The organism is Micromonospora sp. NPDC000663 (assembly GCF_042898105.1).
Lineage (GTDB): Bacteria > Actinomycetota > Actinomycetes > Mycobacteriales > Micromonosporaceae > Micromonospora.
On sequence record NZ_JBIAYR010000004.1, the window covers coordinates 491,763 to 513,403 of the forward strand.

Sequence of the window (21,641 nt, forward strand, 5' to 3'; positions counted from 1 at the left end):
GCCGCTGCGCGAATCTCCTGCGGAGTGCGCACATGCGATTGGCCTATGGAACTCGAGAATCATGCCCGAATTGGTGGGCGTTGTGCGTTCGAATGGAAGTGTTGATGGTCCAGTGGTTGGTCCCGTCGTGCAGTGGCTGCGCTGCCGGCTCCAGGGTGGGGAGTTGCATGTGGGTCGTTGGGCCGCCGCATACGACTCGGATCATAGGGAAACGGCCGCGTATGTTCGTGCGCTGTGGGAGATCATGATTTCCGCGACTAGAGCCGACCTTAAGCGCGTCTCCGGCAACCTGACTTCCGGCCCTACCCAGGAGCGCAGGTTTCGCGTCGGCGGCGCGGCCTATGAGGCTGCCATTAGAGGTGAATTAACCCTCGTTGCCAATCAGCTGGTGCTTGCGCCAGAATGATGGCAGCCGAATTTGTCTCACGCTGTTGAATTCTCCGCTGGCGGTTGGGCTCAATGTTGACGGACGTCCTTGCAGGTCAGGCCCGTCGCCAGTTTGGGAACGTGCTGCAATACCGGCCGGTAATTATCGTCATATCGGCGAAGTGTGGGAACCTGAACGGAAGATGAGGGGAAGTTGTTGAGAGCATTTGAGCGGCATATCATTCGGGCCCTCGTGGCAATCCTTTTGATTACCCTGTCGGCTGGGATGTCGTTGACCACGGCGGATTCACCAGCACGTGCAGACGCCGCCGGCCGCGGTGGTGACTACGTACCGATCGACAGCATCGCCCTCCTGGACACCCGCGACGGCACCGGCGGCACTACCGGTGTTCGGGGTGCCAAGTCCGTCACCACCTTCACCGCCGTCGGCATCGGTGGCATCCCCGCCACCGGGGTCAGCGCGTTGATGGTGGACGTCACGGCGATCAACCCGACCGCCAACACGTTCCTGACCATCTACCCGGACCTGACGGACCCGAAGGCGTCGGCCATGAACGCCTCCGTCGGTGAGGTCATCACCAACTCGGCGGTGGTGAAGCCCGGTACGAACGGCAAGCTCGCGGTGCGCAACGCGGGCGGCAACGTGCATATCCGGGTGGACGTGGTGGGTTACTTCACCACCGCGACCGGCAGCACCGGGTCAGGCTTCGTGCCGGTGAACCACACCCGGGTCGTCGACAGCCGGAGCGGGCAGGGGATCACCGCGGGCACGCTGCCCACCAGTGGCACGCGTGTGGCGAACATTTCCGGCGGCGGGCTGGTGCCGAGCACGGCGACGGCGGTCATGCTCGACGTCGTGGTGAGCGGCTCGACCGGGAACGGCTGGATGACCGTCGGGTCCAGCGCGGTCGCGGAGACCGGCATCGACTATGTCAAGGGCATCACGTCGATGGGGATGGTCGTCAAGCTGAACCCCGGCAGCAACGGCAGTGTGACGTTGGATAACCGCGGCTCGGCTGTGCACGTCGCGATCACGGTGCAGGGCTACTGGACCGGCAGTGCGACCACCGGCGCCGGCCTGCGTACGGTTGCCGCGACCACCTTGTACGACAGCCGTTTCCCGAGCGGCGCCCAGCCGGTACCCGCCAACGGCAGCGTCGACGTCGCCGTCGGCGGCACGAACGGCCTGCCGACGCGGGGCATCGCCGCCGCCGTCCTCAACGTGCACGCGGTCGCCCCGACGGTGGCCGGGTTCCTCACCGTCACGCCGCTGGACGGCACCCCCAACACCTGGTCGACGGCCAACTTCCCCGCCGCGCATGTCGCCCGGTCCAGCCTCGTGGTGACCAAGTTGGGCACCGAGGGCAAGGTCCGGATCAAGAACACCAGCAGCGGGACCGTGCACATCGTGGTCGACCTGCAGGGCTGGTTCGCCGACCCGGTGCCGTTCCTGCCGACGGAATCCTTCTCCCGCTCGACGGCACTTCAGGGGGAGCCGAGCGACGGCAGTTCGCTCGGGGTCATCGTGTACGCGCACACCGACAACACCGGTCAGGTGCGGGTCATCCACCAGCAGAACCCCGACGACTTCAGCAGCGTCCAGCAGATCCCCCAGTTCGGCGCGGAGGCATTCACCGGGCAGCCCGCGCTGAACGTGCAGAGCGGCAACAAGCAGGTGCAGGTCAGCGCCCTGCACACCGACGGCACGGTGCGGACCGCTGCCCAGACGGCGGCGAACGCGGCGACCTGGGCGACGACCGGGAACCTCGGCGGCACCATGGTGGGACGGCCCGCCGCGGTCACCCTCGCCGACGGCACCAGCGTGATCTTCGGTGTGGACGTGGACGGTCGCCTGTGGCACTACCGCCAGTCCGCGACGGGCGCGTCGTGGAAGAGCCTGGGTGACGTCGACCTGATCGGCGGCGTCACCGTGGTCAAGATCGACACCGGTGTCCGGCTGGTCGCGACCACCGCCACCGGCACCATCAAGACCGCGGTCTACTCCACCGACGGCAGCCTCACCGGTTGGACCGACCTGGGCGGCAACGTGACAGGGGTGCCGGCGGCCTTCCTCAACCAGGGTTACCGCACCGCCGTGGTGGCGCGCGCGGCCGACGGTTCGGTGGTCATGAAGAAGCAGGACCTGGGCGGCGGGTGGCCGGCCACCTGGCAGACGGTCGGCACGTTCACCGCGGCCGGGTCCCCGGCGGCGATCCTCGACCCGGCGCTGGGCCGTATCGCCGTCGTCGCCCGAGGCCCCGACAACGAGATGTACCGGGTGTACGAGACCGAGCAGAGCTCCGGCACCTGGGGTGAGTGGCTGCGGCTGTACGAGAACCCGGGCGACCCGACCGCCGCCACCGCCGCTACCGATCCCACGATCGCGCCGATCCAGAACTCCGGCGGACCCGGGTTCGTGGTGGTGTACCGCAACCGGAACAACACCACCATCGCGCTCGACCGCCGGTTCGCCGCCCCGGCGGGGATGACGACGGCGAGGGTGAAGCCGTCGGCGGTCAGCTTCACGGCGCACCTCTGGCCGGCCCCGCCGGCCTGATCCTCGGCACCGACGGCCCCGGGGGCCTCCGTCCACGCGACGGAGGCCCCCGGGTCGTTGCTTGTCGACGGTGTCAGCGGTAGAAGCGCAGGTAGTCGAACTGCGCGGTGACCGTCGGCTCGGCGCCGCCGTGGGCGACAAGCCCGATCCGGGGAGTGGTGTCGGCCGGGAAAGTCCACACCGCACCCCACGTCCAGGTACGCCCGTCGCGGCTGGAACCCGCCCGGTACTCGTGCTCACCCGTGACCGGGTCGACGTGGTGCGCCAGCCGCAGCCAGGTGGTGGTGGCCGGGGTGCCGACGATGCTGCCGCCGTACACCGGCTGACCGGCGAACGGCAGCTCGTAGCCGTACTCGACCTGCCGGGTGTTCCAGATCGCCACCTGCGTCAGCCTCGCGAAACGGTCGTCGTCCACGTACGCGACGAGGCCGGCCTGCTGGTAGTTGCGGACCGTCTCCTCGCCGAGGTCCAGCGTCACCTTCGTCTCGGCGACGTAGTCGCCGCGCGGGGCGTCGCGCAGCAGCACGCCCGCCGTGTTGCCGGTGCCGGTCAGGTCGGCGGACTGCACAGGCCACCGCAGCGCGCCGCCGGCAACGGTTGCCGCCGGGTCCTCGCGGACCCACTGCCAGTCCCCGTCCAGCCCGTCGTTGAACTCGTCGGAGTACGCCCGCAGCGGCGCGCCGACGGAGGGCTCCGGCACCGCCTTGCGCGCGGGCTGGTACAGCCGGGTCGCGCTGACGTTGTCGAACTCGGCAGTGCCGCCGGTGGCGGTCAGTCCGACGCGACCGGCGACCGGGCGGTCCAGCCGCAGCGACACGACGGCGAGCTGGTCACCGAGGCGGGCGGGGCTCAGTTCGGCGACGAGCTGCTGTCCGCGTACCTCGATGGCCAGATTGTGCCGGGCGGCCGGGTCGAGCCCGGCGGGCAGCGGGGTGCTGGCGTGGCGGCGGCCGTCGCTGGCGACGAGCCGGCCGCCTGCCGCGTCCACCCGGACCTCGACCCGGTCGCCGACCGTGATTCCGGCGCCGGCCGCGCCGGTCAGCCGCAGGTCGGCCTCCGCCCGCACGTCACCGCCGACTGAGGTACGGCTGGTGAGCGCGCCGCTGCCGGTGAGCCGGCCGTCGGTGACCTGCCAGCGACCCGCGTCGCGCCGCCAGCCGGTGAGCCCGGCGGTGTCGAACCTCTCGTCGATCCGACCGGTGGTGACCGGTGCCGGCCGGTTGCCCTCCGAGGGGCCGGCGCCGGCGTTCACCGTCGGCCATCCGTCGACCCAGTCGAGCCGGTCCAGCAGCATCGGCCGTTCGTTGATGCCGAACGGCTCGTCGAGGTACGGGTCGGCGCGGTCGATGGCGTGGTAGACGATCCAGTCCTGACCGGACAGGTCGGTGAGGAAACCGTTGTGCCCGGTGCCGATCCAGCGGTTGCCGTTCTGGGTGAGCACCGGCGTGCCGCCGGCCCGGGAGGCGGTGAGCGGGACCCCGTCGCGGTCGGTGAACGGGCCACGCGGGCCGCGCGCCCGGCCGACCTGGACGGAGTAGCCGGTGGCCGGGCCGGCACAGCAGTTCGCGGTGGACGCGAACAGGTAGTACCACCCGTCGTGGCGCAGGACGTAGCTGCCCTCGAACTTGTTGTCGATCGCCACCTGGGTCGGTGTGCCGACGGCGCTCAGCCCGTCCGGGCTGAGTTCGGTGACCGAGATGCCGCCGTAGTAGCTGCCGTAGTAGAGGTAGCCGCGCCCGTCGACGTCGGTGAACTGGCTGGGGTCGATCGTCCACAGGTAACCGCCGCCACCGCCGGGGCGCGGGGCGACGACCGGCTCGGGCGCGAAGGTCCACGGGCCGGCAGGGGAGGGCGCGGTGGCCGCGCCGATGGCGTAGTCGCTGCCCTCGGCGGAGACGGTGGTGTCGGTGACCGTCACGTACATGACCCAGCGGTCGCCGATCCGGCGCACGTCAGGTGCCCAGAACGCAGCGCCGGGTGCCGCGTACGGCGGGCGCTGGTCGGGGCCGAACGCGTCGCCGACGTACGTCCAGTCGACCAGGTCGGCCGAGCGGGCGGTGGGTACCCGGTGGAACTCACGCTCGCCCTCGCGGAGCGGGTCGGTGGTGCCGTAGGCGTACCAGAAGCCGTCGTCGCCACGGACGACGACCGGGTCGGCGAAGGTGTCGCCGACGGCGGTGGAGATCGGATTGCTGTAGCGCGACGGGCTGTCGGCGCTTGCCGTGTGCACGGGTGCGGTGGCGGCCAGGATCAGACCGAACGCGGCGGCGAGCGCGCCGCCGCGGCGGAGGTGTCGCATGGGGACCTGCCTCGGGAGAGTGGGCGGGTGTCGACAAGGGTCGGTGTGTGCCACCGTTTCTACAACGATGGATACAACGTTGTAAAGACCTGCCCACCGACTCGCGCCGGTGCGGTCGGCGCGGTGCGACCCGGCTCCGGAGGTGCGGCGGGCCCGGGCGATGATGGGACGATGAGCGCTGTCACCGAGGGCCGGGGCCTGGCCGAGCTGGCCGCCCTGCTGGCCGACGGCACCCGGGCCGGCATCTGCCTCGCGCTGCTCGACGGCCGCGCCTGGACAGCGGGGGAGCTGGCCCGGCGGGCCGGAGTCGCGCCGTCGACCGCCAGCGACCACCTCACCCGCCTCGTCCGGGGTGGGCTGCTGGTCGAGGAGCGCCAGGGCCGGCACCGCTACGTGCGCCTGGCCGGGCCGACGGTGGCCCAGCTGATCGAGAGCCTGGCGGGGCACGCCCCGGCCGCACCCGCGCCGACCGGGTCGCTGCGGGCCGTCACCGCCGGCGCCGCCCTGGCGTACGCCCGGACCTGCTACGACCACCTCGCCGGACGGCTCGGCGTGCGCATGTACGACGCGCTGCTTGCCGACGGCCGACTGGACCGGACCAGCGGGTTGACGCTGACGCCCGACGGACGGGCGTGGGCCGCCGGGCTGGGCGTACCCGTGGAGGCGCTGCGCAGCGGCAGGCGTCAGGTGGTCCGCGACTGCCTGGACTGGACCGAGCGCCGGGCGCACCTGGCCGGGGCGCTCGGGGCGGCGCTCTGCCGTCGCTTCACCGAGCTGGGCTGGATCACCCCAGGGACCGGTCGCGTCGTCCGCATCACGCCTAGCGGCCTGTCCGCCCTGGCCGAGACCCTGGCCGTCGCCGAGCACACCCTCGCTCCCACCCCGGCGCCGCGGCCCACCGGCGGCCGCGCCTGACTCCTGCTCCGGCGTTCGTCCTCCGCCCCCGGCGACCCGGCGCGGACCGTGGCCGCGAGGCGCTGACTGTTCGGTGGGGACCGAACGGTCACGCACCTACTGTCGAACGATGACCGATGCCTGGCCCGTCGTACCGCCCGCCGCCGGAACACCCGCGTGTGGGCCGCCCTCGTTCGCCCCGGACAGCGGTTGGCGCGTGACCCGGTACGCCGACGTCCGAGCTGCCCTGACCGATCCGACAGTCGTGGTGCCGGCCGTCGACGCCGGCCTGCCGGGCACGCTCGCCTGGCTGCGTGCAACCGTGAGCCGCTTCAGCCCGCCGCACCGGCACGCCGAGCGCCGGGCGATCGGCGTGGCGGCGCTTGCCACGCTGGACCCGGACGAGCTGCGGCGCGAGGCGGCCGACATGACAGCCGCCGCGCTGGACCGGGCGGGCGGTCGTGTCGACGTGATGGCCGCCGTGGCCCGTCCGGTACCGCTGCGGGTGCTGGCCGCCCGGCTCGGTCTCGCCGATCCGGTCGCCGCCGGTACGGCGGTGGCTGTCGTCGCCGCCGCGTACCACCCGGGGGTTGACCCGGCGTTGCTGCGGCGCGCGGACGGTGCGGTGGCGGCGCTGCTGGCGCTCTCGCCGCCGGGCCCGGCGCAGGTACGGGCGAACCTGATCGGCCTCCTGGTCCAGGCCTGCGACGCGACAGCCGGCCTGATCGGCGCCGCCGCACACCACCTGCTCACCCCGCCGGCCCTGCGGGCGACGGCGCGGGTGGGCAGCGCCGACCTGCTGGCCGAGGTGCTGCGGCTCGACCCGCCGGTACGGGCCACCCGACGGGTCACCACCGCCGCGGTACGGCTGGGCGGCCGGGACCTGCCGCCGGGCAGTCAGGTGCTGCTGCGGTTCGACGCCGCGAACCGTGACCCTGAGGTGTTCACCGATCCTGACTCGTTCCGGCCCGGCCGGCCCGGTGCCGGACCGCTGACCTTCGGCGCGGGGGAGCGCGGCTGCCCCGGCGACAGGCATGCCCTGGCCCTCGCGGTCGGGGTGTTCGACGTGCTGCGGGAACGCTGCCGCCGCGCCCCGGCCGACCTGGACCACGAGCCGCACCCGACCCTGCGTGTCCCGACGAACCTGGAGGTGAGCGTTCGATGACCGACCATGTCGCGGCGTTCCGCGCCCTGCACCACGCCGGCCGACCCCTGCTGCTGCCGAACGCCTGGGACCACGCCTCGGCGGCGGCGCTCGCCGCGCACGGCCACCCGGCGATCGGCACCACCAGCCTCGGGGTCGCCGCCGCCGCCGGTCTGCCCGACGGGACCGGCGCCACCGCCGCCGAGACCCTCACCCTGGCCCGCCGCCTCGCCACGGTGCCGGTGCTGCTCACCGTCGACATCGAAGGCGGGTTCAGCGACGACCCGGCGGAGGTCGCCGGATACGCGGCCGAGCTGGCCGGGCTCGGCGTGGTGGGCATCAACCTGGAGGACGGGCGTGCCGACGGCACCCTGGCCGAGCCGGAGTGCGTCGCCGACAAGGTCGCGGCGGTCAGGGCGGCGGTCCCAGGCCTGTTCGTCAACGCCCGCACCGACACCTGGTGGCTCGGGGTGGACGACCCGTTGGCGCAGACCCTGGCCCGGGCGCGTGCCTACCGGGCCGCCGGCGCCGACGGGATCTTCGTGCCCGGCGCCGTCGACCTGGCGACGCTGCGGCTGCTGACCGAACGGATCGAGGCGCCGGTGAACGCGCTGTACCAGCCGGGCGGCCCGGGCCTGGACGAACTGAGCGCCGCCGGGGTGGCCCGGGTCAGCACCGGCTCGCTGCTGTTCCGTGCCGCGCTTGGCGCCGCGCTCGCCGCCGTCGACGGGGTACGCGACGGTGGCCCGGCCGCGCCGCGGAAGCTGCCGTCGTACGCCGAGGTGCAGGCGTTGGTGCCCGCGGACGGCGACTGACGGTCCCCGACGGCCCGCGCGACATCGGTCCGTTCGAGGGTAGATAGGAGGATTGTTCGGTCCGTTCCGGTCCCGATGATTACGGTGTGTTTCAGGGCGAACCACAGGTGTCGTGACCGGAGAAAGGGACCGTCATGCGAGTGCCCAGCCGTAGTCCGGGACAGCAGCCCGGTTCGCCCGTGTCGCCCACCGCCCCGGCCCGCCGGCGGCCCCTGGGCACCGCCCCACGCCGACTGCCCGCCGCCGCGCCCGACCTGGCCGCCTACCGGGCCGCCGTCGCCGAGCTGCTGGTGGAGGTGAGTGCCCTGGCCGACGCGGCGAGCACCCGGGCACGGCAGGTGCTCATCGACGAGCGGCTGCGCGAACCGGCGCTCGCCGCGGTCCTGGACGCCACCCCGCAGGGGCTGATCGGCGCCCGCGAGACGCTGCTGCTGGAGATGGCCCGCTACCAGCCGAACGAGCGCACCTCCGCCCGGGACCTCACCGCGCTGGTACGGATCTACCTGCTCTCGCGCGTCGACGTCTTCTGGTGGCAGGACGCCCCGACATTCGTCACCGACGACCAGGTCAACGGCAGCACCGACCTGGTGGACCTGGAGTGGCTGCGCCGCCGGGACCTGCTGCGTTTCCGGTACCAGGATCAGCCGGCCACGGCGCTCGGTCGCGCCGCGCGGGGACTGCGCCGCCGGCTGCGACCGGACGCCACGCCCCGCACCGCCGGGCTGCTGTTCCGCCGCGCCCGCCGCGAGGTGGTGGCCCTGCTCAACGACATCGCCCGCGAGTTCGCGGCGGCGGCGCCGCCGGCCACCCCACCGCTGTGGGTGACCAGCCTGGTTCGCAGCGCCGAGCACCAGTACCGGCTGCGCCGCCTGGGGTACGCCGCGATGCTGCCCAGCGGGCACTGCCTCGGCTACTCGGCCGACGTCGAGCTGGCCTGGTTCGAGCGCTTCGGCGCGCGGGACGCTCTCGGCGAGCTGCTGCTGGCCCGGCAGGAGGCCGGCGAGATCAACGTGATCGACGAGGGGCAGGCCTGGCACCTGTGCCTCGCGCCAACCGCCCGGCGTCGTCTGCGCCGGGCGTACGAGGCCGAGATGGGGATCTGAGCCGATGTGCGGCATCGCGTTGAGCATCGGCCCCGAGGCCGACCCGGCGACGTTCCGGCGGATGCTCGCCGTCCTCGCGCCCCGCGGCGAGGTCACCGAGACCCGGGCCGAGAACGGGCTGCTCGCCGGCACCCGCCGGCTGCGGGTCGTCGACCGGGATCGGGCGGAGCAGCCCTGGACCTCCGCCGACGAACGCCTGCTGCTCTGCTTCAACGGCGAGATATTCAACCACCGGGAGCTGCGCGCGCAGCTCACCCGGCTCGGGCGGGCCTTTCGCACCGAGAGCGACACCGAGGTGCTGCTCGCCGCCTTCCAGCAGTGGGGTGAGGCGGCGGTCACGCGGCTGCGCGGCGAGTACGCCTTCGCCGTCGTCGAACGCGCCACCGGCCGGGTCTACCTCGCCCGCGATCCGCTCGGCGTGAAACCGCTGTACTGGTCCCGCCGGCCCGGCTGCCTGCACCTCGCCTCCGAGGTCAAGGCGCTCGTCGGGCACCGCGCCCCGATCAGTGAGGTGCCGCCCGGGCACCACGGGTGGGCGGAGACCGACGGACACGTGCGGCTGCGGCCGTACGTCGACCTGCTCACCATCGGCGAGGGCCTGCCGGTCATCGACGACCCGGACGAGGCCGCCCTGCTCGTCCGTGCCGCGCTGAGCGACGCCATCCGCATGCGGGTGGACACCGACCTCACCGTCGGTGTGGTCCTCTCCGGTGGGCTGGACAGCTCGGTGACCCTGCGCCAGGTACGGGACCTGCACCCGGACTGCGTCGCGGTGACAGTCGGCGTGCCGGACAGCCCCGACGTGGCGTACGCGCGGCGGCTCGCCGCCGACCTCGACGTGCCGCACGTCGTGGTCGAGCTGCGCCCGCGCGACATCCGGCTCGCCGACGTGCGCGAGGCCATCCGCATCTCGGAGCTGACCGAGTACGGCGACATCATCAACGCGGTGGTCTCGGTGCCGATCTTCCGGCGGCTGGAGCAGCTGGGCATCAAGGTGGTGCTCACCGGCGACGGCTCGGACGAGCTGTTCGGCGGGTACCCCATGTACCACCGGGTCGGCCCGACCGACGCCCGGCGCCTGTTCCTGCACCGGATCCGCAACCTGTGCCGCACCGAGTTGCAGCGGGTCGACCGGGCCGCCATGGGGCACGGAGTGGAGGCGCGGGTGCCGTTCCTCGACCTCAGTGTCGTGGAGCTGGCGATGCGACTGCCGCTGGGGCTGAAGCTGCGCCACGGGCAGGAAAAGTGGATCGTCCGGCGGGCGTTCGCCGACGTGCTGCCGGACTACATCCTGCGGCGACCGAAACACCCCATGTCGTACTCGTCGGGGCTGCACGAGCGGGTGCGGCTGTACAAGCCGCTCTTCGCCCGGCTGCACCGCGCGTTCGGCTACGACCTGCTGGAACCCGTGCGCCGCGACTTCGACACGGTGCTCAGCCGGTGCGGCAACGACCTGGACCGGGCCATCGCCGACGGGTTGAGCCGCCCCGACTACACAGTCCTGGAGCATGCCCGCGACCTGGTCGGGGCCGCGAAGTGGAACGCCGCGCCGATGGTCCGCCGGCTGGTCGGCCCGCGCCCCGCGCGGCGCTGACGCCCGGCCGGGCACCGCCAGGTCCGTCCCGCCGACCCGCCGACCGGGGTCGGCGCTCAGCTCACCAGCAGCAGCGCCCCGACCGCCGCGAGCGTGCCGGTGACCGCGAGCAGCGTGCTGGTCAGCACGAACCGGGTCACCGGCACCGTCACCCCGGCCGCCCGGCACCGCTCGAACCACAGCAGGGTGGCCAGCGAGGCCCAGGGGGCGGCCAGCGGGCCCACGTTGGTGCCGATCAGCAGGGCCAGCAGGCGGGTGTGGTCGGCCACCGGCAGCACCGACTCGCCGGCCAGGTAGGCGGGCAGGTTGTTCACCCCGTTGGCGAGCAGCGCGCCGGTGCCGCCGGCCCGCACCGCGCCCAACGCTCCGCCGTCGGCACCGAGCAGGCCGCCCACCAGGTCGTCCAGGCCGTGCCGGCCGAGGGTCTGCACCACCAGGAACAGGCCGACGACGAAGAGCAGCAGCCGTACCGGCACCAGGCCGGGACGCAGCGTGCCGGGGGAGCGGACCACGAAGCCGAGCAGCACCACAGCGAGCGCCACGCTGGAGGCCAGCCCGATCTCCACCCCGGCCAGGATGCCGGCGACGAAGAGCAGGCAGCCGCCGAGCGCGGTGCGGTGCAGCACCGGGTCGGCCGGGACATGCCGGGCCGGCGGGACGAAACGCCCCCCGGCCGGCCGGTCGCGCCGCCACCAGCCGTACCAGAGCAACGCCATGGTGACGAGCACTGCGGCGAGCTGCGGCAGCGCCATCCGCTGTGCGTACGCCAGGGGCGCCAGGTCGACCCGGTCCGCGGCGAGCAGGTTGGTCAGGTTGGACACCGGCAGCAGCAGGCTCGCGGTGTTGGCCAGCCAGACCGTGGTGACCGCCAGGGGGGCCGCCGGGACGCGCAGGGTGCGGGCCAACGCGAGCAGCACCGGGGTGAGCAGCACGGCTGTGGTGTCGAGGTTGAGCACGAGGGTGGTCACCGTGGCCAGCGCGCCGCACAGCAGGAACAGCGCCGCCCAGCTGCCCCGCGACGCGATGGCCAGCCGGCTGGCGAGCACGTCGAAGACACCGGCCATGGCGGTCAGCTCGGCGAGCACGATCACGGTGCCGAGGAAGAGCAGCAGCGGCAGGATCCGGTGCAGGGTGGCGGTGGTCTCCGCGCGGGGCAGCAGCCCGCTCAGCGAGCAGGCGACCCCGACCACCGCGAGGACGACCGCCACCAGGTCGAGAGGGTACGGACGCCAGCGCACGGCGGGTTCGGGCGGGGCGGCGGTCTTCACGTCTGCCCACGCTGGCACAGTCTCGCGGTGATCGTGGTCGCTGCCCCCGCGCGGGTGACCGGCCCCACCGGCGCGCCCGCCGCCGGCGCGGAACCACCGACCGGACCGGGCACGCGACGGGCCGCCGGCCGCCCGGCACGTACGCTGGCTGATCGTGAGACGCACCGTGTTCGGTCGCCCGCTGCGCGGCGTCGCCTTCGACGTGGCCGTCTCCGCCCTGGTGGCGCTCGTCAGCCTGACCGCGGCGGTGAACCAGCCCGGCGGCTGGGCGGCCACCCTGGTCGGGATGGCGATGGCCGTGGCGCTGCTGTTCCGGCGTACCCACCCGGGTGCGGTGACCGTGGTCGTCGCAGCGCTGGCCATGGTCCAGGTGATCGCCCGGTGGGGTCCGCTCGTCTACGACGTCGCCGTCCTGATCACCCTCTACAGCGTGGTGAAGTACGGCCGGCGGCTGCGCGACGGCGTGCTCGCCGGTGGCGTGGCCGCCGTGGGGGTGCTGCTCGCCGCCACCCAGACCCCCGGTGTCGTCCACTGGTGGGTGACCGCGCTGTGGTACGGGCTGGTCACCGGAGCGGTCTGGCTTGTCGCGCTGAACGTGCGCACCCGCCGGCTCTACGTGCTCAGCCTGGAGGAGCGTGCCACCACCCTGGAACGCGAGCGGGAGGCCGAGTCCCGCGCCGCGGTCGCCGAGGAACGCACACGTATCGCCCGGGAGCTGCACGACGTGGTGGCGCACAGCATGGCCGTGATGATCGTGCAGGCGGACGGGGCGCGGTTCATGCTGGACCGCGACCCGGAGCAGGCCCGCACGGCGGTGAAGGTGGTCGCCGACACCGGCCGGCAGGCCCTGGAGGAGATGCGCCGGCTGGTGGGTGTCCTGCGCGACGCGGGCCCCACCGGCGCCGGGGACTCGGCGGTACCCGCCGACCCGGAGCACCGCAGGCTGGCCCTGGCCGACCTCACCGACCTGCTGGCCCGGTTCCGCGACGCCGGGCTGAGCATCCGGCACACCGTCACCGGCGACGCGCCGGCCCTGCCGCCGGGGTTGGAGCTGACCGTCTACCGGGTCGTCCAGGAGGCGCTGACCAACGCGCTCAAACATGCGGGCGTCGGCGCCCACGTCGACCTGTCCCTGGCGTACACCGCCGACGCCGTCGTGGTCCGGGCCGCCGACGACGGTCGCGGCCGTCCGGTGGTCCGCCCGGCGCCGTCCGGCGGTCACGGCCTGCTCGGCATGCGCGAGCGGGTGACCGTGTACGACGGCAGCCTCACCGCCGGCCCCCGGACGGGCGGCGGCTGGCAGCTCGAGGCACGGCTACCGCTACCGTCGGGTCCCGCAACGGAGGTGATCGCGGCATGACGATCCGCGTGGTGATCGTGGACGACCAGGCGCTGGTGCGCGCCGGGTTCCGGATGGTGCTGGACTCGCAGGCCGACCTGGAGGTGGTCGGGGAGGCAATCGACGGCGCGGACGCCCTGCGGGTGCTGGCCCGTACCGAGGCCGACGTGGTGGTGATGGACATCCGGATGCCGACCATGGACGGGGTGGAGGCCACCCGCCGGCTCTGCGCCGACCGGCCCGCCGGTCCGCCCCGGGTGCTGGTGCTCACCACCTTCGACACCGAGGAGGACGCGTTCGCCGCCCTCCAGGCCGGGGCGAGCGGTTTCCTGCTCAAGAACGTCCCCCCGGAGGAGCTGCTGGCCGCGATCCGTGTCGTCGCCCAGGGTGACTCGGTGGTGGCGCCGTCGATCACCCGGCGGCTGCTGGACCGGTTCGCCGGGCAGTTCGGCACCGGCCCGACGGTCGACCCCCGGCTGGCGCAGCTCACCGAGAGGGAACGCGAGGTGCTGCTGCTCGTCGCGCAGGGGCTGTCCAACGCGGAGATCGCCGCCCGGGTGCACGTGGCCGAGGCGACCGTGAAGACCCACGTCGGCCGGATCCTGGCGAAGCTCCAGCTGCGCGACCGGGTCCAGGCGGTGGTGCTGGCGTACGAGAGCGGGCTGGTCACGCCCGGCGGATGAGTCCGCGTACGACCTGGGTCGTACCGGTCGGCGGGCGTACCGCGACCCGGGGCGCACAGAGGTCTAGCGCGCAGGTGGAGATCGACTGACCGGTGCCGGCCCTAGCGTCGGAGGGGTCCGGTCCGTACCGCCTCCCGGGAGTCCCGCATGATCCGCCTGACCCTGCGCTCGCTGCGTGCCGAGGCGCTGCGCATGTTGCTCTCCGCGCTGGCAGTCGTGCTCGGTGTCGCGTTCGTCGCGGGCACCCTGATCCTCGTGGACGGGATGCGCGCGGGGGCGTACGAGCGGGCCGGCACCTTCGACAGGCACACCGACCTGGCCGTGTACGCCACCGGCGAACGGTCGCTGCCCACCGCTCTGCTGGACCGGGTCCGGGAGGCCGACGGGGTGGCGGCCGCGGGCGGGGAGCTGACCGGCACCGGCGGTGTGGTGGGCGCCGACGGCCGACCGGTGCTCGGCTACGCCGTGCTCGCCGCCATCCCGACCGAGGCCGCGCTGCGCTCGTACGACGTGGTTTCCGGACGGCTCCCCGACCGCGCCGGCGAGGTGGTGCTGGACACCGACACGGTGGCGAAGGAGGGTTTCACGCTCGGCGGCCCGGTGCGGGTCGGCGGCACCGGTGGTCCGGCCCGCCCGTACACCCTGGTCGGTACCGTCGACGTGGCCGGCACGGCGCGTGACATCGGCGGGCCGTTCATCGGTCTGGTCGGGACGGACGCCCTCGCGGTGACCGGGGAGTCCGGCTACGGCCGGATCATGGTGGCGGCGCGGCCGGGTGTCCCGGCGGGCGCGCTCGCCGAGCGGGTACGTGCCGTGGCCGGCGCCGGCACCACGGTGAAGGATCGCCAGCAGATCCTCGACGACGCCGTGGACGAGGCGGTCCGTGACCTGACCCAGTTCACCATGCTGCTGATGATCTTCGTGGCGGTCGCCGTGGTGGTGGCCGGTTTCGTGATCGCCAACACCTTCGCCATCGTGCTGGCGCAGCGCACCCGACGGACCGCCCTGCTGCGCCTGGTCGGCGCCACCCGTGGGCAGGTCTTCCGGTCGGCGCTGCTGGAGTCGGCGGTGCTCGGGGTGGTCGCCTCGGCGCTCGGGGTGCTGTTCGGGGTGGCCCTCGCCGGGGGGATGCGACTGCTGCTGATCCGCCTGGACGTGCCGGTCTCCGGTGGGTTGCGGGTGACCGGTTCGACGGTGGTGACCGCTCTGCTGCTGGGCACCGTCCTGACCGTGGGCGCCGCCCTTCTCCCGGCGTGGCGGGGGACGCGGGTCCCGCCGGTGGCCGCGTTGACCGACGCCGCCGTGCAGCCCGGCCGGGGAGCGGGCCGGCTCCGGCTGGCGCTCGGCGCGGTCGTGCTGGGTGCCGGCGTCGCCGCGCTGGCCGGTGCCGCCGGCGCCGGTCAACTGGTGCTGGTGGCCGCCGGCGGCGTGCTTGCCTTCTTCGGGATCGTCCTGTTCGGACCGGTGCTCGTCCCGGCGCTGGTCCGGGTGTTCGGCTGGCCGCTGCGGGGGCTGGTCGGGACGACAGCCACCCTCGCGGTGGCGAACGCGGTCCGTAACCCGCGCCGGATCGCCGCCACGGCCACCGCCCTGGTGATCGGAATCGGACTGGTGTCGGCGTTCGTGGTGGGTGCCCGCAGCACCAAGGACGGCATCGAACGCAGCGTGGACGCCGAGATCGGCACCGACTTCGTGGTCAGCGGGATCGGACAGGACCTTCCCGCCACGCTCACCGGCGAGCTGGCCGCCCGCCCCGAGTTGGGTGTGGTGCACGAACAGCGCAGCGCGGTCACCGCCGACATCCAGGTCCGCGCCGCCCACCCGGCACTGGTCGGCCGGACCATCACCGGGGTGCTCTCCGGCGACGCGGGCCGGCTCGGACCGGGGCGGGTGCTGGTGCACGAGGAGTTGGCGCGGGCCAACGGCTGGACTGTCGGCTCACCTGTCACCGTCAAGGGGCGGGGGTTCCAGGTGGCCACCGTGGTGACCGACGACAGGCCTGCCATGGCCGCCAGCGACGCGCCGGCCGGGCACGTCATCGACATGGCCGACGCGGACTTCGCCGCGCTCTTTCCCGACCGGCGCGGCTTCCTGGCCGAGATCGACCCCGCCGCCGGCGTCGACGTCGACCGGGCGCGGGACGCCATCGCGCAGGTGCTGGCCGGCTACCCGACGGTCAACCTGATGGACCAGGGCGCGTACAAGAAGATGCTCACCGGCACCGTCGACATGCTTCTGGCGTTCGTCACCGCGCTGCTCGGCCTGGCCGTGGTGATCGCTCTGGTAGGCGTGGCGAACACGCTGAGCCTGTCGGTTGTCGAACGGACCCGGGAGAACGCGGTGCTGCGGGCGGTCGGCATGACCCGGGGGCGGATGCGGGCCATGCTCGCTGCGGAGGCAGTGCTGATGGCGCTGGTCGGCGCGGTGCTCGGGATCGGGCTGGGCACCGGGGTCAGCGCCGCCGCGATGGCCCTGCTGGACCGTCTCGGCGGGGACTTTCACGTGGTGCTGCCCTTCGGCCAGCTCGGGCTGATCCTCGGCGTGGCGGTGCTGGCCGCCCTGCTCGCCTCGGTACTGCCGGCCCGTCGTGCGCTGTCCCGGCCCGTCGTCGAGGCGCTCGCCGACCAGTGAGCCGGCCGGCGTGCGACCGGGCTCGGTGGACCCGGCCACTGCGCCGGCGTGCCGCGTCGCACCGTCCGGGCGGACATCCGCCGGCCGGCCCCGCCGTCTTCCCCGGCGGCGGGACCGGCCAGCGGTGCCGGGTCTACAGGCGCTCGACCACCGGGCCGGAGCACCTGTTGCGGGTGTCGAAGACGTAGCGGGCGTGCTCGACCACCAGGTCGTAGTCGAAGCTGTCGTGGTCGGTGACGACCACCACCGCGTCGGCGGCCCGCACCTCCCGCTCGGTCAGGCCGACCACTGTGACCCCGGCGGGAATCTGGTGCGCCTCGGCGTACGGCTCGACGGCGTGGACCTCGGCGCCGAGGCCCTGGAGCCGGCGGGCCACGTCGACCGCGGGGGAGTCCCGCATGTCACCCGTGTTCTTCTTGTACGCCAGACCGAGCAGCAGCAGTCGGGCGCCACTGACGGCGCGGCCGGTCCGGTTCAGCCCGGCCATGATCCGTTGGGTGACGTGCTCGGGCATCTCGTGGTTGACGTCGTTGGCCAGCTCGATGAACCGGAACTGCCGGCCGAGGCGGCGCTTGACCTGCCAGGACAGGTAGCACGGGTCGATCGGCAGGCAGTGCCCGCCGACGCCCGGGCCGGGCTTGAACGGCAGGAAACCGAACGGCTTCGTCTCGGCGGCCTCGATCGCCTGCCAGACGTCGATGTTCAACGGGTGCGAGAGCATCGTCAGCTCGTTGATCAGCGCGATGTTGACCTGCCGGAAGGTGTTCTCGATCAGCTTGGTCAGCTCGGCGACCTGGGTGGAGTCCACCGGCACGGTGCGCTCCACCAGACGCCTGTAGAAGCCGTCCACCCGGGCCAGCGACGTCGGGTCCACGCCGGACACCACCTTCGGCGTGTTCTCCAGCCGCCAGGTCGGGTTGCCCGGGTCGATCCGCTCCGGGCTGTAGCCGAGGTGGAAGTCGCCGGGGCTGTGCAGCCCACTGGCCGACTCCAGAAGCGGACGCAGCAGCTCCTCGGTGGTGCCCGGGTAGGTGGTGGACTCCAGGATCACCGTGCAACCCGGCCGCACGTACGGGCCGATCCCGACGCCTGCCTGCTCGACGAAGCTCAGGTCGGGGGTGCCGTCGCGCAGCGGCGTGGGAACGGTGATGACGCAGACGTCGAAGCCCTCGGCGTCGGCGTAGTCGGAGCTGGGACGGTACCGCCCGCTGCCCAACGCCCGGCCCAGCCGGTCGGTGGGGATGTCCTCGACGAAGGACTCGCCGGAGGCGAGCCGCTTGACCCGGTCGGTGTCGACGTCGAGGCCGATCACGTCCAGACCCGCCTCGACGGCGCGCATGGCCAGCGGCAGTCCGACGTACCCCTGGCCGATCACGACCAGCTTCTCAGCGCTCACCCGGGCTCCTGCGGCAGATGGTGGAAATGACCTGCTGCGAGCCTAGAGTGGTAGTCGACGACGTAAGTCCGTTTTGGTGATATCGGTGCTGGTGGGGGCCTGGTCGGACCGCCCGTTCAGTCGTTCGTCGGGTCGTCCGGGTCCGTCACCGGCGGGGTTGTCGGGGTCGTCGGGCCCGTCGTCGGGTCGCTCGGGGTGGCGGTCGTCGGACCGCTTGTCGGAGCCGAGGTGGTCGCCGTCGCCGTCGGTGTCGGCGGGGTTGTCGTCTGGCTCGGCTGGATGCTCGGCGTCGCGCTGACCGGGGCCGACGGACTGGTCGCGGGAGCGTTCGGCCGGTTCGGGCGGGCCGAGTCCTCGGTGACCTGCTCGTTCCCGGCCGGCAACTCCACCTGGCCGGTCGGTGCCACGGTCGGGGAGGTGGTGGGCAACTTGACCGCCGGGGCGTCCGCGTTCTTCGTCGCGCCAAGCGCGGCCACCAGCGCGGTGACCGCCACCAGCACCGTCGCCGCGGCGCCGACCAGCGCGCCCCGCCGGCCGCGTCGACGACCCGCCGGGGCCACGGCCGCGCCGACCGGCACGTCGGTGCGGGTGCCCGGCCCGGCGTCCCGCAACGGAACGGACGACGCCATGGCGGTGGGCGGTTCGCCGCCGGTCACCGCCGTGCGGGCCGCCTCGGCCATCGCCGCGCCGCTGCTGAAACGGTCGAGAGGATCCTTGGCCAGCGCCCGCGAGACCAGGGCGCGGACCGCCTCCGGGATCTCGTGCGGCAGCTCCGGCGGCTCGTCGTCGAGGTGGCGCACGGCGACCTGGAGCGGGTTGTCGCCGGTGAACGGTGGACCGCCGGTGAGGCAGCAGTAGGCGACGGCGCCCAGGGCGTAGATGTCGGTGGCGCCGCTGACCGGTCTGCCGGCGGCCTGCTCGGGCGCCATGTAGAGGGCGGTGCCGGGCACCGCGTTGGTGCTGGTGATGCTCGTGACGTTCGTGGAGCGGGCCACGCCGAAGTCGACCAGGACGACGCTGCCGTCCTCCTGCACCAGCAGGTTGCTCGGCTTGACGTCGCGGTGCACGATGCCGCCACGGTGCGCCGCGTTCAGCGCGTGGGCCGCCTGGGCCACGATCGACATCGTCTCGGAGACGTCGAGCCGGCCGGCCGCCTCGATCCGCTTGGACAGCGGCTCACCGTCGACGAACTCCATCACCAGGTAGTCGGCCCGACCGCCGTCGGGCAGGTCGTCCTCGCCGCAGTCGTACACCTGCACGATGCCCGGGTGCCGCAGCGCCGCCATGATCCGCGCCTCGGCCCGGAAGCGGGCGATGAAGTCGGGGTCGGAGACCAGCGCCGGCAGCAGGACCTTCACCGCCACCTGTCGGCCCAGGACCAGGTCCGAGGCGCGCCAGACGTCGCCCATGCCGCCGGTGGCGACACGTTCGTCCAGGCGGTACCGCCCGCTGAGCACGACCTCCGATGACAACACAGCATTACCGTACCTAGAGTGGCGCGGAACGGCGCGCTGTGGGCGTCCCGCCGGACGGCCCGTCATCGGGTGTGACCTGGGTGGGGATCGCCGTTTCGTGACGGGCTGGTAGCCCGGCGTCACGGAAGGTCGACGGGTGGACGCTAGCCTGTTGTCGAGGAATGCTCATGCCCGACCGCGGGCACGGGGAGCGTCCGCCGGCCGCCCGCCGTTACGTGGACGCGCCGATTCAGCGGTTTGACAATTGTCACTCTTCCGTGACGCGGTGCCGACTTGTCGCCCGGTGGGTCCGCTCCTAGCGTTAGCGCGGCTCGGGCACCGCCCGGCGGCCACGGCGGGTGACCCGTCGGGAGCCGACCGTCATCGCGCTGGCCCAGACCCCCGGCCGAGACGACCTCGGTCGTGGCATGACCAGAGTCGGTGGAGGGCGGTGCGGGTGCGGATGCTGGTCGAGCCGGCACGTCGCGCCTCATCGAACGCGGCGCGGCGACCCGCGGGCCACCGATGACCCGCGAACTGACCGACGCGGTCACCGCGGCGCAGGCTGGAGACGAGGAGGCGTTCCGCTTTCTCTACCGCAGCCTTCAGCCCGGGCTGCTGCGCTACCTGACCGCCCTGGTGGGCGGGGACGCCGAGGACGTCGCGTCGGAGACCTGGCTGCAGATCTCCCGTGACCTACCCAGCTTCACCGGCGGCGAGTTCCGGGCCTGGACCGTCACCGTCGCCCGCAACCGGGCGATGGACCACCTGCGCAAGCTGCGCCGTCGACCGTCGCTGCCGGTGCCGGTGCAGGCGCTCGCCGACCTGGCCAGCGACGCGGACACCGCCGAGCGGGCCGGGGAGACGATCGGCACCGAGTCGGCGTTGGCGTTGATCGCCACCCTGCCGCCCCGGGAGGCGGAGGCCGTCCTGCTGCGGGCGGTGATCGGCCTGGACGCGGAATCCGCGGGTCAGGTGCTGGGTCGCCGGGCCGGCGCGGTGCGCACCGCCGCGCACCGCGGCCTGCGCCGTCTCGCGGCCCTCCTGGAACGCCCGGATCCGGCCGTCGCCGGCACACCGAGCGCCCGGACCGTCCCGCCACCCGTCGACGGAGATGGCGCCGCGTCGCCGGTCGGTGTCGACGACGGCGTGTCGTCGGTCGACGGCGGGACGATAGCGCAGCCGCCCCGTCCGCGCGGGCTGTCAGGTCGGACGCACGCCGAGTCGGCGGATGGCTGACGTGAGGGGATTCCGGATGAACCCGAACCGGCCCGACCGGTGGGCCGACCGCGCCGAGACCGAACGGCTGCTCGACGCCGCCCGCGCCGCCGCGCCGCCGGCGCCTCAACACGCGCCCACGGCCGACCCCGACCCGCTGGCCAGCCTCCTCGCCGCCGCTGCCGCCCCGGCCCGGCCCGGTGAGCTGGCCGGTGAGCAGGCGGCACTTGCCGCGTTCCGGGCCGCCCGGGCCGACCCGCAGCCCGCCGTGTCCCGCCGGTCGCGCCGGCGCCGGCTGACCGCCGGCGCGGTGGCCTGGGTCGGCGCGCTGGCGGCCACCGCCACGGCGGGCGTCGCCTTCGCCGCCGTCACCCTCGACCAGCGACCCGACCCGTCGCCGCCGGCGCCGAGCAGTCCCCGGCCGAGCCCCACCGACGCCGGGGCGAGCCCCTCCGGCGACCGGGGAGCTGTGCCCGATCGAGCGACACCTGGTGCGCCGTCGGCCACCGGCGCCACCCCGTCCGGGGCGGTACCGGCGAGCCAGTTGCGCGGGCTGTGCCGTGCCTGGCAGGCCAAGAAGCCCGACCAGCGGGAGAAGGCGCTGCGCACACCCGGCTGGCGGGAGCTGGTGACCGCCGCGGGCGGGCCGGCCCAGGTCGGGCCGTACTGCCACCGGCTGCTGCCCGAGGCGACGCCGGCCCCGACCACGTCGCCCGCACCGCCCTCGACGAAGCCGAAGCCGAAGTCGAAGCCGTCCGAGTCGGCGAGGGTCAAGCCGTCGGATCCGCCTACGGCGCATCCCGTCCGGGACTGAGGATCGCGGTTCGTTCCGCCTGCGGGCCCAAATTCGTCTGTTAGA

Annotated in this window: 15 protein-coding genes; 11 read left to right on the forward strand and 4 right to left on the reverse strand. The window is 73.6% G+C overall.

Annotation, left to right across the window (positions count from 1 at the left end; genetic code table 11):
• The first annotated feature begins 652 nt into the window (after positions 1-652).
• Positions 653-2,944 carry a hypothetical protein gene (locus ACFY1S_RS17725; protein ID WP_387118878.1) on the forward strand — a complete coding sequence of 764 codons (2,292 nt, stop codon included), beginning with the start codon at positions 653-655 and terminating at the stop codon, positions 2,942-2,944.
• A 73-nt stretch (positions 2,945-3,017) separates the two neighbouring features.
• Here ACFY1S_RS17725 and ACFY1S_RS17730 read toward each other — a convergent pair whose 3' ends face one another.
• Positions 3,018-5,243, reverse strand: coding sequence for a family 43 glycosylhydrolase (locus tag ACFY1S_RS17730; RefSeq protein ID WP_387118881.1), 2,226 nt, complete (start codon positions 5,241-5,243; stop codon positions 3,018-3,020).
• A gap of 171 nt (positions 5,244-5,414) precedes the next feature.
• Between ACFY1S_RS17730 and ACFY1S_RS17735 the strand changes: the two genes are divergently transcribed.
• The 5 genes from ACFY1S_RS17735 to ACFY1S_RS17755 all read left to right on the forward strand — a co-directional run bounded on the left by ACFY1S_RS17735 (position 5,415) and on the right by ACFY1S_RS17755 (position 10,793).
• Entirely contained in the window at positions 5,415-6,158 is a 744-nt protein-coding gene (locus ACFY1S_RS17735; RefSeq protein WP_387118884.1) for an ArsR/SmtB family transcription factor, read from the forward strand.
• 109 nt (positions 6,159-6,267) lie between these two features.
• The gene (locus tag ACFY1S_RS17740) at positions 6,268-7,302 is read left to right on the forward strand and encodes a cytochrome P450 (protein WP_387118886.1); all 1,035 of its coding nucleotides are present in this window, start codon (positions 6,268-6,270) and stop codon (positions 7,300-7,302) included.
• Positions 7,299-8,096: an isocitrate lyase/phosphoenolpyruvate mutase family protein gene (locus ACFY1S_RS17745; protein ID WP_387118888.1), complete on the forward strand. Its 798-nt coding sequence runs from the start codon at positions 7,299-7,301 to the stop codon at positions 8,094-8,096. Before ACFY1S_RS17740 ends, ACFY1S_RS17745 begins: the two co-directional genes overlap by 4 nt.
• 134 nt (positions 8,097-8,230) lie before the next feature.
• Complete coding sequence (locus tag ACFY1S_RS17750; protein WP_387118891.1) at positions 8,231-9,199, forward strand: DUF5715 family protein; 969 nt, start codon at positions 8,231-8,233, stop codon at positions 9,197-9,199.
• 4 nt (positions 9,200-9,203) lie between these two features.
• Complete coding sequence (locus ACFY1S_RS17755; protein WP_387118894.1) at positions 9,204-10,793, forward strand: asparagine synthetase B family protein; 1,590 nt, start codon at positions 9,204-9,206, stop codon at positions 10,791-10,793.
• Between the two features lie 56 nt (positions 10,794-10,849).
• On the opposite strand, the gene ACFY1S_RS17760 is transcribed toward ACFY1S_RS17755, so the two are convergent.
• Positions 10,850-12,061 (reverse strand): SLC13 family permease, encoded by a 1,212-nt coding sequence (locus ACFY1S_RS17760; protein WP_387118898.1) that lies wholly within the window; start codon positions 12,059-12,061, stop codon positions 10,850-10,852.
• Positions 12,062-12,209: 148 nt separating this feature from the next.
• Here ACFY1S_RS17760 and ACFY1S_RS17765 point away from each other — a divergent pair, with 148 nt between their 5' ends.
• The 3 genes from ACFY1S_RS17765 to ACFY1S_RS17775 all read left to right on the forward strand — a co-directional run bounded on the left by ACFY1S_RS17765 (position 12,210) and on the right by ACFY1S_RS17775 (position 16,714).
• Positions 12,210-13,421, forward strand: coding sequence for a sensor histidine kinase (locus ACFY1S_RS17765; protein WP_387119332.1), 1,212 nt, complete (start codon positions 12,210-12,212; stop codon positions 13,419-13,421).
• On the forward strand, positions 13,418-14,083 hold the full coding sequence (locus ACFY1S_RS17770) for a response regulator (RefSeq protein ID WP_387118901.1): 666 nt from the start codon (positions 13,418-13,420) through the stop codon (positions 14,081-14,083). Before ACFY1S_RS17765 ends, ACFY1S_RS17770 begins: the two co-directional genes overlap by 4 nt.
• A 147-nt stretch (positions 14,084-14,230) precedes the next feature.
• Positions 14,231-16,714, forward strand: a complete 2,484-nt coding sequence (locus ACFY1S_RS17775; RefSeq protein WP_387118904.1) for an ABC transporter permease — start codon at positions 14,231-14,233, stop codon at positions 16,712-16,714.
• A 133-nt stretch (positions 16,715-16,847) separates the two neighbouring features.
• On the opposite strand, the gene ACFY1S_RS17780 is transcribed toward ACFY1S_RS17775, so the two are convergent.
• Both ACFY1S_RS17780 and ACFY1S_RS17785 read right to left on the reverse strand, forming a co-directional pair.
• Complete coding sequence (locus ACFY1S_RS17780) at positions 16,848-18,110, reverse strand: nucleotide sugar dehydrogenase (protein ID WP_387118907.1); 1,263 nt, start codon at positions 18,108-18,110, stop codon at positions 16,848-16,850.
• A gap of 116 nt (positions 18,111-18,226) precedes the next feature.
• Positions 18,227-19,585 (reverse strand): protein kinase, encoded by a 1,359-nt coding sequence (locus tag ACFY1S_RS17785; protein WP_387118910.1) that lies wholly within the window; start codon positions 19,583-19,585, stop codon positions 18,227-18,229.
• A 504-nt stretch (positions 19,586-20,089) separates the two neighbouring features.
• Here ACFY1S_RS17785 and ACFY1S_RS17790 point away from each other — a divergent pair.
• Together ACFY1S_RS17790 and ACFY1S_RS17795 are read left to right on the forward strand one after the other, a co-directional pair.
• Complete coding sequence (locus ACFY1S_RS17790) at positions 20,090-20,803, forward strand: RNA polymerase sigma factor (RefSeq protein WP_387118913.1); 714 nt, start codon at positions 20,090-20,092, stop codon at positions 20,801-20,803.
• Complete coding sequence (locus ACFY1S_RS17795; protein WP_387118916.1) at positions 20,796-21,596, forward strand: hypothetical protein; 801 nt, start codon at positions 20,796-20,798, stop codon at positions 21,594-21,596. The genes ACFY1S_RS17790 and ACFY1S_RS17795 overlap by 8 nt, the downstream gene beginning before the upstream one ends.
• Positions 21,597-21,641: the final 45 nt, after the last annotated feature.

Excerpts from the sequence above, each read along its gene's own strand:
- ACFY1S_RS17790 (WP_387118913.1), top strand. The coding sequence starts at position 20,090 with ATGACCCGCGAACTGACCGACGCGGTCACCGCGGCGCAGGCTGGAGAC.
- ACFY1S_RS17770 (WP_387118901.1), top strand. The coding sequence starts at position 13,418 with ATGACGATCCGCGTGGTGATCGTGGACGACCAGGCGCTGGTGCGCGCC.
- ACFY1S_RS17750 (WP_387118891.1), top strand. The coding sequence starts at position 8,231 with ATGCGAGTGCCCAGCCGTAGTCCGGGACAGCAGCCCGGTTCGCCCGTG.
- ACFY1S_RS17775 (WP_387118904.1), top strand. The coding sequence starts at position 14,231 with ATGATCCGCCTGACCCTGCGCTCGCTGCGTGCCGAGGCGCTGCGCATG.
- ACFY1S_RS17730 (WP_387118881.1), bottom strand. The coding sequence starts at position 5,243 with ATGCGACACCTCCGCCGCGGCGGCGCGCTCGCCGCCGCGTTCGGTCTG.
- ACFY1S_RS17795 (WP_387118916.1), top strand. The coding sequence starts at position 20,796 with ATGGCTGACGTGAGGGGATTCCGGATGAACCCGAACCGGCCCGACCGG.
- ACFY1S_RS17745 (WP_387118888.1), top strand. The coding sequence starts at position 7,299 with ATGACCGACCATGTCGCGGCGTTCCGCGCCCTGCACCACGCCGGCCGA.
- ACFY1S_RS17755 (WP_387118894.1), top strand. The coding sequence starts at position 9,204 with ATGTGCGGCATCGCGTTGAGCATCGGCCCCGAGGCCGACCCGGCGACG.
- ACFY1S_RS17725 (WP_387118878.1), top strand. The coding sequence starts at position 653 with ATGTCGTTGACCACGGCGGATTCACCAGCACGTGCAGACGCCGCCGGC.
- ACFY1S_RS17735 (WP_387118884.1), top strand. The coding sequence starts at position 5,415 with ATGAGCGCTGTCACCGAGGGCCGGGGCCTGGCCGAGCTGGCCGCCCTG.
- ACFY1S_RS17740 (WP_387118886.1), top strand. The coding sequence starts at position 6,268 with ATGACCGATGCCTGGCCCGTCGTACCGCCCGCCGCCGGAACACCCGCG.